General features: G+C 60.9%; 14 protein-coding genes. 3 read left to right on the top strand and 11 right to left on the bottom strand.

The features are described 5' to 3' along the window. Positions 1-159 precede the first annotated feature (159 nt). The 4 genes from SOP95_RS19990 to glnT form a co-directional block, all read right to left on the bottom strand. On the bottom strand, positions 160-1482 hold the full coding sequence (locus tag SOP95_RS19990) for an FMN-binding glutamate synthase family protein (protein ID WP_046817536.1): 1323 nt from the start codon (positions 1480-1482) through the stop codon (positions 160-162). Between the two features lie 20 nt (positions 1483-1502). Continuing rightward, complete coding sequence (locus SOP95_RS19985; RefSeq protein ID WP_046817537.1) at positions 1503-2186, bottom strand: protein glxC; 684 nt, start codon at positions 2184-2186, stop codon at positions 1503-1505. Between the two features lie 11 nt (positions 2187-2197). After that, positions 2198-3103: a class II glutamine amidotransferase gene (locus SOP95_RS19980; protein WP_323608062.1), complete on the bottom strand. Its 906-nt coding sequence runs from the start codon at positions 3101-3103 to the stop codon at positions 2198-2200. A 141-nt stretch (positions 3104-3244) separates the two neighbouring features. Then, entirely contained in the window at positions 3245-4579 is a 1335-nt protein-coding gene (gene glnT, locus SOP95_RS19975) for a type III glutamate--ammonia ligase (protein ID WP_274077848.1), read from the bottom strand. A gap of 268 nt (positions 4580-4847) precedes the next feature. Here glnT and SOP95_RS19970 point away from each other — a divergent pair, with 268 nt between their 5' ends. Beyond that, positions 4848-5453, top strand: a complete 606-nt coding sequence (locus tag SOP95_RS19970; protein WP_032831756.1) for a helix-turn-helix domain-containing protein — start codon at positions 4848-4850, stop codon at positions 5451-5453. Positions 5454-5864: 411 nt separating this feature from the next. Here SOP95_RS19970 and SOP95_RS19965 read toward each other — a convergent pair whose 3' ends face one another. Beyond that, complete coding sequence (locus SOP95_RS19965; protein ID WP_323608061.1) at positions 5865-7067, bottom strand: NAD(P)/FAD-dependent oxidoreductase; 1203 nt, start codon at positions 7065-7067, stop codon at positions 5865-5867. A 290-nt stretch (positions 7068-7357) separates the two neighbouring features. Between SOP95_RS19965 and SOP95_RS19960 the strand changes: the two genes are divergently transcribed. Beyond that, a complete protein-coding gene (locus SOP95_RS19960) occupies positions 7358-7927 on the top strand; it encodes an RrF2 family transcriptional regulator (RefSeq protein WP_274077398.1) in 570 nt (189 codons plus the stop codon). A gap of 3 nt (positions 7928-7930) precedes the next feature. Here SOP95_RS19960 and SOP95_RS19955 read toward each other — a convergent pair whose 3' ends face one another. Then, complete coding sequence (locus tag SOP95_RS19955; protein WP_274077399.1) at positions 7931-8269, bottom strand: hypothetical protein; 339 nt, start codon at positions 8267-8269, stop codon at positions 7931-7933. 73 nt (positions 8270-8342) lie between these two features. After that, on the bottom strand, positions 8343-8561 hold the full coding sequence (locus SOP95_RS19950) for a hypothetical protein (protein ID WP_274077400.1): 219 nt from the start codon (positions 8559-8561) through the stop codon (positions 8343-8345). A gap of 180 nt (positions 8562-8741) precedes the next feature. Between SOP95_RS19950 and SOP95_RS19945 the strand changes: the two genes are divergently transcribed. Further along, positions 8742-8978, top strand: a complete 237-nt coding sequence (locus SOP95_RS19945; protein ID WP_274077401.1) for a hypothetical protein — start codon at positions 8742-8744, stop codon at positions 8976-8978. A gap of 92 nt (positions 8979-9070) precedes the next feature. Here SOP95_RS19945 and SOP95_RS19940 read toward each other — a convergent pair whose 3' ends face one another. From SOP95_RS19940 to SOP95_RS19925, 4 genes are all read right to left on the bottom strand, one after another. Next, positions 9071-10084: an ABC transporter substrate-binding protein gene (locus tag SOP95_RS19940; protein WP_274077402.1), complete on the bottom strand. Its 1014-nt coding sequence runs from the start codon at positions 10082-10084 to the stop codon at positions 9071-9073. Continuing rightward, complete coding sequence (locus SOP95_RS19935) at positions 10081-10623, bottom strand: sigma-70 family RNA polymerase sigma factor (protein ID WP_274077403.1); 543 nt, start codon at positions 10621-10623, stop codon at positions 10081-10083. The genes SOP95_RS19940 and SOP95_RS19935 overlap by 4 nt, the downstream gene beginning before the upstream one ends. Positions 10624-10790: 167 nt before the next feature. Continuing rightward, positions 10791-11582: a phosphate/phosphite/phosphonate ABC transporter substrate-binding protein gene (locus SOP95_RS19930; protein WP_323608060.1), complete on the bottom strand. Its 792-nt coding sequence runs from the start codon at positions 11580-11582 to the stop codon at positions 10791-10793. A 134-nt stretch (positions 11583-11716) separates the two neighbouring features. Further along, positions 11717-12658: a fatty acid desaturase gene (locus SOP95_RS19925; RefSeq protein ID WP_274077405.1), complete on the bottom strand. Its 942-nt coding sequence runs from the start codon at positions 12656-12658 to the stop codon at positions 11717-11719. Positions 12659-12675 lie beyond the last annotated feature (17 nt).

The raw sequence follows: 12675 nt of genomic DNA, 5'->3' as shown, positions 1-12675 counted from the left end.
GCCGGCGAAGGCGATCTCTCGGACGCCTTCGCCGGCAAGCCGGGCTCCTACAGACGAAGGCGATCTTTCGGACGCCTTCGCCGGCAAGCCGGGCTCCTACAGACGATGGCGATCTTTCGGGCGCCTTCGCCGGCAAGCCGGCTCCTACAGAAGCAGGTATCAGTACCCCGAACCCGGAATCCAGCTGGTCCCCGCCAGCGGCACCCGTGCCATGGCCGCCGATTCCACCGTCAACGCCACCAGGTCCTCCGGATCCAGGTTGTGCAAATGCGACTTGCCGCACGCCCGGGCCATGGTCTGTGCCTCCAGCACCAACACCCGCAAATAATTGGCCAGTCGGCGACCGCCTTCCACCGGGTCCAGGCGCTTGGACAATTCCGGGTCCTGGGTGGTGATCCCGGCCGGGTCGCGGCCGTTCTGCCAGTCGTCATAAAAACCGGCGGCTGACCCAATCTTGTGCAGTTCTTCATCCAGGCGCGGGTGGTTGTCGCCCAGCGCAATCAGTGCCGCCGTGCCAATCGCCACCGCGTCCGCGCCCAGCGCCATGGCCTTGGCCACGTCGGCTCCGTTGCGAATCCCCCCCGAAACGATCAGCTGCACCTTGCGGTGCATGCCCATCTCTTGCAAAGCCTGTACCGCTTGCGGGATGGCCGGCAAAATCGGGATGCCCACGTGTTCGATAAACACTTCCTGGGTCGCCGCCGTGCCCCCTTGCATGCCATCGAGCACGATCACGTCGGCCCCGGCCTTCACCGCCAGCTTGACGTCGTAATAAGGCCGGCTCGCGCCGATCTTCACGTAGATCGGTTTTTCCCAATCGGTGATTTCGCGCAGCTCGGCGATCTTGATCGCGAGGTCATCCGGGCCGGTCCAGTCCGGGTGACGGCAGGCGCTGCGCTGGTCGACACCGATCGGCAAGGTGCGCATGCCGGCCACCCGCTCGGTGACTTTCATGCCCAGCAACATGCCGCCGCCACCGGGTTTGGCGCCCTGCCCCAGGACGATTTCGATGGCGTCGGCCTTGCGCAGGTCATCCGGGTTCATGCCGTAGCGTGACGGCAGGTACTGATAGACCAGGTGCTGCGACTGCCCGCGCTCTTCCGGGGTCATGCCGCCGTCACCGGTGGTGGTGCTGGTACCGGCGATGGTCGCGCCGCGGCCCAGGGCTTCCTTGGCATTGGCCGACAACGCACCGAAACTCATGCCGGCGATGGTCACCGGGATCTTCAGGTGGATCGGCTTCTTGGCGAAGCGGTTGCCGAGGATCACATCGGTGCCGCACTTTTCCCGATAGCCTTCGAGCGGATAGCGCGACACGCTGGCGCCGAGCAGCAGCAGATCATCGAAGTGCGGTACCTTGCGCTTGGTGCCGCCGCCGCGAATGTCATAGATGCCGGTCTCGGCGGCGCGCTGGATTTCCTGGATGGTCAGGCGATCGAAGGTCGCGGACTCGCGCAGCACCGGAGTATTTTTCTCGCTCATATCTATTCTCCTCGCGTGGATCAGTACGCGGACGCGTTATCGACTTTGAAGTTGTACAACTGACGGGCCGAGCCATAGCGCTTGAAGTCAGCCGCCTTGTGCTCAAAACCGGCGCGGTTGAGCAGCACCTGCAGTTCTTCCAGGTGCTCGGCACGCATCTCTTTCTCGATGCAGTCGGAGCCCAGGGACGCGACGCTGCCCTTCACGTAGATGTGGGTTTCGTACAGCGAATCGCCCAGCGCATCGCCGGCATCGCCGCACACCACCAGGCGCCCGGCCTGGCCCATGAAGCAGCTCATGTGACCAATGCTGCCGCCGACCACGATGTCGATGCCCTTCATGGAAATCCCGCAACGGGCCCCGGCATCGCCTTCGATCACCAGCAAACCGCCATGGGCGGTGGCGCCAGCGGCCTGGGATGCACTGCCCTTGATGCGCACGCAGCCGGACATCATGTTTTCCGCGACACCGACGCCGGCGTTGCCGTGAACGGTGATACTCGCTTTCTGGTTCATGCCGGCGCAGTAGTAACCGGCATGCCCCTGGATATCGATGGACACCGCCTGGTTCACCCCGACGGCGAGGTTGTGCTTGCCGTTGGAGTGGGTCACCACCCATTCGCGGTCTTCTACGTTGTGCACCTGGTCATGCAGCGCCTGATTGAGGTCGCGCACGCTGGCGATGGAAAGATCGATGGTTTTCATGTGTGCGCTCCTTAAGCTGACTCGCGTTCCCAGATGTACAAGGTGGCCGGTGCCGGCTCCCAGATCCTGGCGTTTTCAATGCCCGGCAGGCTCGACAACGCCTGATACTCCGAGGCCATGGCCACGTAGTCGTCGGTCTCGGCGAGGATCGCCGGCTTGCAGGCGATCGGGTCGCGGATCACCGCAAAGCCGTTGCGGGTGCCGATGGCGAAGGTGAAGAAGCCGTCGAGGTCCTCCAGCGCATGGTCCAGCGCCTCTTTCAACGAGTCGCCTTGCTGCAGGCGCCAGGTCAGGTAACCGGCGGCCACTTCGGTGTCGTTGTCGGTTTCGAACTTGATGCCCTCACGCTTAAGTTCCTGGCGCAGGCGGAAGTGGTTGGACAGCGAGCCGTTGTGCACCAGGCACAAGTCGGCGCCGGTGGAAAACGGGTGGCTGCCTTCCATGGTCACCGCGCTTTCAGTGGCCATGCGGGTGTGGCCGATGATGTGGCTGCCCTGCATGCCGGCCAGGCCAAAGCGCTGGGAAATCTCCTGGGGCAAGCCCATGCCCTTGAGGATTTCGATGCTCTGCCCGGCGCTCATGATGCGCACCCCCGGCGCCAGTTCGGCGAGGGCCAGGCGTACTGGCGCCTCCTCGGCGTTGATCTTCAAGACGGCGGCGCTGGCGTTCTGAAACCAGTCCAGCGAGCAACCAAGCCGGCCTTCCAGTTCACCCATCAGGGCGCTCCAGTCGAAGCTTTCGCTGGTGGCCTGCAGGGTCAGCTTGACCCAGCCATCGGCCACTTCATCGCCATAGATGGCGAAGCCGGCACTGTCCGGGCCACGGTCGGTCATGGCCTGCAACATCGGTTCGAAAAGCTGGCCCAGCCGGGATTCCAGCTGCGGGTTTTTCAGGTAAAGACCTACGATTCCGCACATTAGAACAGTCCTCACTTCGTTCGGGAGCTGCAAGCTTTGAGCTGCAAGCAATCCGCATAGATAGAAATATTCGTGACACGCCGCCAACCCGCTGTTACTTACGGCTCGACGCTTGCAACTCGTAGCTGCCGCCCAGCAACCTCAGAAAAACTCCGTATAGCGCGCGATTTCCCAGTCACTCACATGGCGGCTGTACTCCACCCACTCCATGCGCTTGAGCTTGATGAACTCGCCGACGATCTGCGGGCCCAGCACTTCGGCGAACAACGGGTCGGCCTCCAGCGCATCGCAGGCTTCCTTGAGCGACTGCGGCAGGGTCTTGATGCCGCGGGCGGCGATCTGCTCCAGGCTCAGGCTGTAGAGGTTTTCGTTGCAGACGTGATCGATTTCCAGCTGGCGGTCGATGCCGTCCAGGCCCGCGGCGATGATCGCGGCGCTGACCAGATAGGGATTGCAACCGGCGTCCGGCAGGCGAAATTCCAGGCGGCCATAAGGCACCCGGACCATTGCCGAGCGGTTGTTGGCACCAAAGGCGATGAACGCCGGTGCCCAGGTCGCGCCGGACAACGAATTGCCCACCACCAGGCGTTTGTAGGAGTTCACCGTGGGGGCGGCGAAGGCACACAGCGCCGGCCCATGAGCCAGCAAGCCGGCAGCGAAGTGATAGGCCATTTTCGACAGGCCCATGCCGCTCGGGTCGCTGGCGTCATGGAACAGGTTCTTGTTCTCGGCGCTGCTGATCGACAGGTGAAAGTGCATGCCATTGCCGGCGCGTTTCGGGTCGGGCTTGGGCATGAACGAACAGATCATGCCCAAGTCATTGGCGATCTCGCCGGCGGCCATGCGAAAGAAGGTGAAGCGATCCGCCGAGGTCATGGCATCGCTGTAGGTGTAGTTGATCTCGAACTGGCCGTTGGCGTCTTCGTGATCGATTTGATAGACCTCGAAATCCACCGCCTGCAAGGCTTCGGTCAGGCGCTCGAGGAACACCCGGGAGCGCGACAGGCCTTTGTAGTCGTAGCAAGGCTTGTCCAGGTTGTCGCTGAGATCGACCAGTTGCAGCTTGCCCTGCTCGTCGCGACGCATCAGGTTGAACTCCGGCTCCAGGCCGGTATTGAGGGTCCATCCCTTGTCCTCCAGACGGCGGATCTGCTGCTGCAACACGTAACGGCTGTCATAGGGATGGGGTTTGCCATCGACGTGACCGACGCACACCACCCGGCCATACCCCGGCTGCCAGGGCACCGGTGTCAGCGTGGACAGGTCGCCGCGGGCCATGAAGTCCGGACCGTGGGGCTCCATGCCCATGCCACTGATCGCGAACCCGGCAAAACCGGCGCCCTCTTCGGCCACCGTCTTGAGCCCACAGATCGGCACCGATTTGGTCTTGGCCGCGCCATGGATATCGACAAACTGCGCAAGCACGTACTTGATCCCGTGCTTGTCGATAATGCGCTGTGTCTCTGCTGGCAACATTGCTCGTCACTCCTCGCGAAAGGCAAATCAGTTGTGGGTTGGCCCTGACTTTCTCTTTATTCCTGAAAAGAAAGTTTGTTTCCCAATAGGAATGCAAGGCCCTTGCCAGCTTCGCGAGTGACTTGTGAAAAGCGTTATCTGTGCTGTTTATATGGGAAAATTCTTTTCCCCATGGGAATATTGATCGGTATATGCGCGCCCGGACGCCGCGATTTGCACTTTCCCAGTGCGAAACTAATATTACTGAACGGAAAGTGTGCAGGATCCGATGACTATGCCGACCGAAACCGCCCCGCGCCTCAAGCTTGAGCAATACCTGGGTTTGCAGATCAAGCGCCAGCGCCAGGCCCAGGACCTGAAGCTGGCCGATGTGGCCAAGATTGCCGATATCAGCCAGGGCATGTTGAGCAAGATTGAAAACGCCCAGGTCTCCACCAGCCTCGACACCCTCAGCCGTCTGTGTGACGTGCTGGGCCTGCCGCTGTCGAAACTGTTCAGCGAGTACGACCAGCAGGATGGCAGCGCACTATTAGTCAAGGCTGATCAGGGGATGGAGGTGGTTCGCCGCGGGACCGAGAAAGGTCATACCTACCATCTGCTCAATCACACCCGTGGCCCGAAGAAGAGTTTCGAGGCCTACATGGTGAGCATGGATGACGCCAGTGAAGAGTTTCCGACCTTCTCCCACCCGGGGACGGAGTTTTTGCATTTGCTGGAAGGTGAGCTGATTTATCGCCATGGCAATCAGCTGTATCGCATGGAGGCCGGGGACAGCCTGACCTTCGAAGGGGAAATTCCCCATGGGCCGGAGGAGTTGGTGCAGGTGCCGATTCGGTTGTTGTCAATCATGAACTACGGTAGCGACAAAGAATGATTTCGAAGGGCTCTTTGTCTTTCCCCGTAGGTGCTGGGCCAGCGAAGTCAGCATAACGGCCACCCTCGCATCGCCAGCAAGCCGGCTCCTACAGATTTGTGTACTGCCCCACAATCCGCAGGCACCCGAAAACCTGTAGGAGCTGGCTTGCCAGCGAAGGCAGCATCATGGCCACCCTCGCATCGCCAGCAAGCCGGCTCCTACAGATTTGTGTACTGCCCCACAATCCGCAGGCACCCGAAAACCTGAAGGAGCTGGCTTGTCGGGTCGCCGCATCGCAGCGATGGCGGCATAACGGCCACCCTCGCATCGCCAGCAAGCCGGCTCCTACGGAGAAATGTCCATTTGCATTTAAAAATCCCGCCCGGATATTCCGGACGGGATTTTTTCAATCACACAACCTCACCCCATTCACGCGATCGGAATCAACGGATCCGCTGCCGCCCAGGCGCTTTCACGGTTCGCCGCCGGTGGGTAGATCCACACGGTGTTGATCTGGGTCTTCAGCGACTTGCCTTCCTGCCGGGTCAGCTTGACCTGTCGGTCCCAACCTTCGGTGTACACCGCTCCCCACGCCCCCAGGTCCAGGCAGGTCACGTATTTCGGCTGGCTGTACGGTGTCGGGTCCACGCCGAGGATCTGTGCGGCGACGTTGTTGCCGGCATGACGGCCCAGCACGATGGCGTGCTGGCAGGTCATGAGTGCATGGTTGCCAATGTCATCACTGGCCGCGTAGGCCACGTCGCCGGTGGCGAAGATGTCGGGCTGGCCGATGACTTGCAGGTGAGCGTCGACGTGCAGTCGGCCCAGGTGGTCGCGTTCGGCGGGGATCTGCTCGGTCAGCGAGCTGGCACGCACGCCGGTGGTCCAGATCACGGTCCTGGCGTCGATGCGCTGGCCGTCGGACAGGGTCACGCCGTTTTCATCGACGGCGACCACTGAGGCGTTGAGCTGCCATTTCACCCCGGTTTCCTCACTGGCTTCGGCAATCTTCTCGGCGATTTGCGGGCCCATGGAGCCGCCGACCTTATTACCACGATCGACGATGATCACGTTGATGTCCGCCCCCTCCCCCAGGATAGCGCGCAAACGGGTGGGCATTTCAGTCGCCGTTTCGATGCCGGTGAAGCCACCGCCGGCGACCACGACCGTGTTGCGAGACTGGCTCTGCGGCTGGTTGACCAGGGACTTGAGGTGGGCTTCCAGGCGCATGGCCTGTTCGATCTGGTCGACGTCGAACGCATGCTCGGCCACACCCGGGGTGTCCGGCAGGGCGAGACGGCTGCCGGTGGCCAGAACGAGTTTGTCGTAGATGCAGACCTGTTTTTCGCCCTGGGCATCAACATACCCGACACGTTTCTGCTCGACGTCGATGGTCTCGGCGGCGCCCTTGATAAACCGCACGCCGATCTCATCGAACAGTTCGCCGATCGGCGCGGCCAGTTGGTGGGCGTTCGGCTCGTAGAAGCGTGGACGCACACGCAGTTCGGCTTGAGGCGCCAGCACCGTCACCTCAACGTCATTGTGGCCGTGGATATCGAACAGGCGAGTAGCGCTCAAAGCGGTCCACATGCCACCAAAACCTGCGCCAATTACCAGGATGCGTTGTTTCATTTTTAACTCCAGGGGAAAAACAGGCAATGAAATGGGCTCAGGGGGTTGGCACTCGCATTCGCTTGGATGCCGCTTTCGCTCCCAACCTGATAACTACGACTTTATTGATCGTAGTTAAATCGAGCAAGATGTTTTTCTCAATGGTTCGAATCGATCCCATCGATACAGCGGCCAAACCGCACTGAATCTGCAACCTGGAAGGCCTTTGCAGCGCCTGGAGAAAAATCGCGATCGTTGCCCGGCTAAGGGTCAACTGCTAATATTTGCGACTACATTAGTCGGAGATCGATATGTCTCTTTACAGCGCGGGTGTCGAGTACGGCATTCACTGCCTGATTTTCCTGGTGGGCAATGGTGGTGAGACCCGCGAGGCGAGCGTGCGGGACCTTGCAGAGTTGCAAGGCGTGCCGCTGGACTATCTGGCAAAAATCTTCACCAAACTGGCCAAGGCAAAACTGGTGGTCGCCACCGAAGGCGTGCGTGGCGGCTTCAAGCTGGCGCGGCCGGCCGATGAGATCAGCCTGCTGGACATCGTCAATGCCATCGACGGGGCCAAGGCCATTTTCGAATGTCGGGAAATCCGCGGTCGCTGTGCGTTATTTGCAGGCGAGGTGCCCGAATGGGCAGTGGACGGCCATTGCTCGGTGCACGGCGCCATGTTGACTGCGCAGAAGCGCATGGAAGAAGCCCTCGCCCAGCAGACCATCCTGGACATCGCCAGGAGGGTCGGGCGAAAAGCACCGGCGCAGTTCAATGCGCAGGTCGAGAGCTGGATGAATGATCGGCGGGAAAAGAAAGGCACCGCGAGTGCCCAGGGCAATGTCGATCAGCTTATCCAGGTCACCGAGATCGACGGCTGAACCCTACAGGCAGTCCCGCACCGCCTGGCGCATGACCCCTGACTTTGCCCACGGCGGCCCCTGGTAAAGCGAAACCCGACTGCCGTCCTTGTACTTGACGATATCCAGCACTTCATCGGCGGTTATGATGCTCGGCGCGGTGATCCGGTAGCCGTTGGAAATCGATGTCTGGGTCGTCTTGGCGATCTCTTTTTGCCATGCCGGCAATACACACGCTGCTACTTCCTTGGGTAATTTGTCGCTCGGCTTATTGTAGTTCGGCTCCCCTGGCACCAGGGACGCGGGCAACGAACACCCCGCCAGCAACGCCATTACCACTCCCCCCATCAACACTCGACTCATGAAGCATCCTTAAACCTGAAAAAATAAAATGTAGCCTGTTGCCGCGCTGACAGCCATTTTGTTGCATCGAGCCTCAGTGACCGACGCTTTGATCGCCGGTGTCCGGGTAGGTTCGCTCGTTGAGATAAGTCGTCCATCGTTCGAAGGCTTCGTGTTGCCATAAACTGACCCGCTCCCATTCCGCCCCGCTGAACTGGTGCTCGGAAATCAGCTTCATCATTTCGCTGGTGGCCGCATCCAGATCGGCCTTCAGTTCCTGGGCATGCGCCCGGAAGTCATCGGTTGTCGTCATTTTGAATGGACCCTGCCCTGGTAAAATGTCGGCACTTCAATACGACAGCAAACAACAGCGAATCTTGCGAAGGGCGCAGAATTCCCGACCAAAGGTAGCCCTTTGGCATCAGAAGAACACTACGCCCCGCCGCGGGAATGGGTCTAAAATTTCGTAGCACGAAGTTACGGGAGATCAGTCATGTGGCTTAACGAACATGAACAAACGCTTCGGCGTGATCTGCAAGGGCTGGCATCGGACCTGCGCTGGTCGGCGGTTGAGCTGTTGCGCATCGCCGAACGATTGCGCCTTTCAGGCAACGAGGTCGACGCCGAAGCCGTGAAGCGCCTGTGCGATTTGTTCCAGGGCGATGAACAACGGCTGTCGGGTTATGCCGAGGAAGTGAAGGCCAAGATCATCAGTCGACACAAGGCCTAATAGCGGGGGGCATGGGGTGAAAAGGGCACTCTGCATCCTCGCTACCCTGATCACGGTGCTGGCGGGCTGCAGCACCGATTCAGAAAACCCGCTTACAATTTCGCGGTCACACGCTCAGCCACCTCCTCCGGCACCCAGCCCTTCCAGACCTGCGGCTGATCCCGCAGGAAGGCTTCTGCCACCTGACGCGGTTGCAGGCGCTTTTCGCTCATTTGGCCGAGAGTATGGTTGAGCAGGTCGATCGGCAGGTCGACCTTTTCGAAGAACGCCACCAGGTCCGGGTACTGCGCCTTGAAAGGCGCGGACACGCCGATCGCCAGGCTCGCCGGCATTGACCGGGTGCCCTTTGGATGCGGGTTGTTGGCGTCGGCCAGGGTCTTCCAGGCTTCGGCGTCGAACGCCGGCTCGTCGAGTTTCACCAGTTTGAAACGCCCCAGCAGCGGCGTGGGCGACCAGTAGTAGAACAGCACCGGTTTGCCGCGACGGATCGATGACGCCACCTCGGCATCCAGTGCCGCACCCGATCCGGTGCGGAAGTTGACGAAGCTGTCGGTCAGGCCATAGGCCTTGAGTTTCTGGCTGTTGACGATCTCCGAGGTCCAGCCGGTCGGGCTGTTGAGGAAGCGTCCACGGCCCGGGTCTTCCGGGTCGCGGAACACGTCCTTGTAGCGGGTCAGGTCGGCGACGGATTTCAGTTCCGGGGCCAGGGGCTTGATGCCACGTTCAGGGTCGCCCTTGATCACGTATTCCGGCACCCACCAGCCTTCGGTGGCGCCTTTGACCGTGTCGCCCAGACCGAACACTTTGCCCTGCGCAGCGGCTTTGACCCACGCCGGACTGCGCCCGGCCCACTCTTCGCCGATCACCTGGATATCGTTTTTGGCCAGTGCCGCTTCGAGGCTGACGGTGCTGCCCGGCAAGGTATCGGTCGGGTAGCCGTAACCTTTCTCGACGATCAAGCGCAGGATTTCGGTGATCAGGCTGCCGCTTTCCCAGGTGATGTCGCCGAAGTGGATCGGCGCGGCTTTTTCTGCGGCGGGAACCTGGGTTGCCACCAGGCTCAGGGCCAGCAGCGAACTGCCGAGCAAGGTTTTGAGCGATTTCATGCAGACCTCCAGTTCAGGGAATTCAAGGGTTGGTTGGCGCTGTGCCGGGCACACAGGGCTTGGGAGCGCGTCATGTAATCGCTGACCGAGCGTTGGGAAATGCCCAATCGGGCGGCAATCTGCGGGTAGGACAGGCCGTCGACTCGCGACAACAGGAAGGTCGCCCGAACCTTGCCCGGCAAGCGTTCAAGGGTGCGGTCGAGGCCATGCAATGTTTGGGTCAGTTGCGCTTGTTCTTCAGGCGAGATCGCTTGCTGTTGATCAACCTGTTGCAACTGTTCGAGGTGCTGGCGTTCCAGGTCGCGACGGCGCCACAGCTGATAGAGCAAGCGCTGGGCAATGGTGGTGAGCAAGGCGCGGGGCTCGCGGATCGGGGTCAGTGCTGGCGATTCGAGCAACTGCAGGAAGGTCTCGGCCGCAATGTCTTCGACGCTGGAACTGGCGCCCAGGTGCCGGCGCAACCGAGCGCACAGCCAAGGGTGATGGTCGCGGAACAATGCGCCCACGTCGTTGCGATGGGAAAGGTCGGTGCCGGACATAGAGGCTCCAAGGTTAGGGGTCGCAGAATGTCCGGTGATCCGGTGGCGCGATCCTAGCAAGGAGCCTTATTCATTAATAATACTAAAAAAGAATTTTTATATTCCTTTTAAGATCAAAAGTTCGCAGCCTCGCTTCGCGAGACAACTCCTACAGGTTAAGAACCTGCCTACCTTAATCGTCCATACCCCAAATCCTTGGCCTCTCGCTGATAATCGAGAACGATTTGATAGTCACTTTCGCTGGTCGCCAATACCTCTTGCAGACCGAGGATTTCGCGGACTTCGGGCAATTGCTGCAGCGTCATGTTCATTACCTGCTGCATCTCCGCGACCTGTGCATCGGTGGCGCTCGCGGCCGTAATGAACGGCAAGGTCGGGCTGAATGCACTGCGACCGACTATTCGCAAGCCAGCCACTTCGTCTTCGGCGTGTCGCGCCAGATAGGCAAAGGTCACGCTGTCGATGGCCGCCAGGTCCGCTTTGTCTTCACGCACCCAGCGCAGGCTTTCCCGGTGGCTGCCGCTGATTCCGACACGGGCAAAAAACTGCCCCTCTCGCTGCAGCGCAGCCAGGCGGTGACGCAGCAGGTTCATGCCGCTGTTGGAATCTTCGCCGTTGATCACGCCACGGCTGCCGCGAAAAGCCGGCAGGCTGCGCCGTGGATCATCGGCGCGACTGAGCAACAGGCTGCAATGATTGCCGCCGCTGGCGTCCGGCAGTTCGTAACGAGGACGACCGATGACCCGCACTCGCCCACGCAACACGGTCATCAGCGGGTAGCCGCAGGTTTGCGTCAGCAGCAAGTGCGGCGACAGCCACAGGTCCATCAGCGCAAGGCCCTCGGCATCGCGGCGCGTGGCGCCCAGTTGCTGGAGGATGAGTGCCAGCCAGCGTTCGTTGGCTTGGCGGACCGGTTCGGGGGCGACGTACATCAGTAATTCAGCCAGGTGTTGTGTCATCGAAATATTCCAATACAACGGCATTCAAATGTGGGAGCGAGCTTGCTCGCGATAGCGGCGTGGCAGGCACATCAATGTTGGATGTCATGGCCTCTTCGCGAGCAAGCTCGCTCCCACAGGGAATTCATTCGCAATCAGTGAAAAGGGTGCCGCGGGCTGTCGATGGCCTTCACCCCGTGCCGGCGCCATAACTGGCCATAACCCTGCACCAGGAACCCGCCGCTGCGCGCCAGCCATTGCTCGCGACGCGCCTGATAAGCGCGGGGCAAGTCGTACCAGGGCAGCCCCGGCAAATCGTGGTGCACCAGGTGCAGGTTGAGGTTCAGGAACAGCCAGCGCCACGGCCAGGCGGCTTCATTGAGGACCGTCCTGTGCTCGGGCGCGGCATGGGGCCGGTGTTCGTAGTAGGAGCGAATCATGGCAATCGACAGCGCCGGCACGCTGACCAGCAACAGGTAATGCCACACCGGCAGCACGCTGTAGCGGGCGATGAACAGCAACATCAACAGGGTCAACGTGCCGTGGCTCAACCACATCAACCAGGCCTGTCGCTCACCCGCCTTCAAACGCTGCAGTTCTTCCCTTGCCAGCGCCAGCAAAGCCAGCGGAGCGCCCAGGAGGAAACGCCCCAGCACGGTTTTGTTCAGCCAGTGCAGGCCTTGCTCGAACACTGAACTGCCCTGCCACTGCCCGGCGCTCAGGTAGCGGCTTTCCGGATCACGGCCCGGCAGGGTCAGGTCTTCATCGCGGTGATGCAACAGATGGCTGTCGCGATACAGGGTGTAGGGATACCACACGGCGAACGGCGCGTAGCCGAGGATCTTGTTCAGCCATACCCAGCGGGTGGGATGACCGTGCAGCAGTTCGTGCTGCAGCGACAACCAGAGCACCAGCAAAGGGATCAACAACAAGGTGCTGCACCACAGGCCCAACCAGTGACTGCCCAGCATGATGCCGAACCAGCCGGCGTACACGCCGATCAGCAGCAACCAGGTCGGCCACTCGGTGCGAGCGGTCAGGCGTTGGCGCAAGGTGTCGATTTCTACACGGTGGGCGTTGTCGAAGTAATGGGGCATGGCGTTGCTCGGATCGG

Source organism: Pseudomonas sp. YuFO8, assembly GCF_035065025.1.
Lineage (GTDB): Bacteria > Pseudomonadota > Gammaproteobacteria > Pseudomonadales > Pseudomonadaceae > Aquipseudomonas > Aquipseudomonas putida_AE.
Note: the sequence above shows the minus strand (reverse complement) of the source record. Positions and strands in the feature narration are given on the sequence as shown.

What these genes read in the sequence shown, in the direction of transcription:
- SOP95_RS19990 (WP_046817536.1), bottom strand. Translation starts at nt 1,482, where the DNA reads ATGAGCGAGAAAAATACTCCGGTGCTGCGCGAGTCCGCGACCTTCGAT.
- SOP95_RS19985 (WP_046817537.1), bottom strand. Translation starts at nt 2,186, where the DNA reads ATGAAAACCATCGATCTTTCCATCGCCAGCGTGCGCGACCTCAATCAG.
- SOP95_RS19980 (WP_323608062.1), bottom strand. Translation starts at nt 3,103, where the DNA reads ATGTGCGGAATCGTAGGTCTTTACCTGAAAAACCCGCAGCTGGAATCC.
- glnT (WP_274077848.1), bottom strand. Translation starts at nt 4,579, where the DNA reads ATGTTGCCAGCAGAGACACAGCGCATTATCGACAAGCACGGGATCAAG.
- SOP95_RS19970 (WP_032831756.1), top strand. Translation starts at nt 4,848, where the DNA reads ATGACTATGCCGACCGAAACCGCCCCGCGCCTCAAGCTTGAGCAATAC.
- SOP95_RS19965 (WP_323608061.1), bottom strand. Translation starts at nt 7,067, where the DNA reads ATGAAACAACGCATCCTGGTAATTGGCGCAGGTTTTGGTGGCATGTGG.
- SOP95_RS19960 (WP_274077398.1), top strand. Translation starts at nt 7,358, where the DNA reads ATGTCTCTTTACAGCGCGGGTGTCGAGTACGGCATTCACTGCCTGATT.
- SOP95_RS19955 (WP_274077399.1), bottom strand. Translation starts at nt 8,269, where the DNA reads ATGAGTCGAGTGTTGATGGGGGGAGTGGTAATGGCGTTGCTGGCGGGG.
- SOP95_RS19950 (WP_274077400.1), bottom strand. Translation starts at nt 8,561, where the DNA reads ATGACGACAACCGATGACTTCCGGGCGCATGCCCAGGAACTGAAGGCC.
- SOP95_RS19945 (WP_274077401.1), top strand. Translation starts at nt 8,742, where the DNA reads ATGTGGCTTAACGAACATGAACAAACGCTTCGGCGTGATCTGCAAGGG.
- SOP95_RS19940 (WP_274077402.1), bottom strand. Translation starts at nt 10,084, where the DNA reads ATGAAATCGCTCAAAACCTTGCTCGGCAGTTCGCTGCTGGCCCTGAGC.
- SOP95_RS19935 (WP_274077403.1), bottom strand. Translation starts at nt 10,623, where the DNA reads ATGTCCGGCACCGACCTTTCCCATCGCAACGACGTGGGCGCATTGTTC.
- SOP95_RS19930 (WP_323608060.1), bottom strand. Translation starts at nt 11,582, where the DNA reads ATGACACAACACCTGGCTGAATTACTGATGTACGTCGCCCCCGAACCG.
- SOP95_RS19925 (WP_274077405.1), bottom strand. Translation starts at nt 12,658, where the DNA reads ATGCCCCATTACTTCGACAACGCCCACCGTGTAGAAATCGACACCTTG.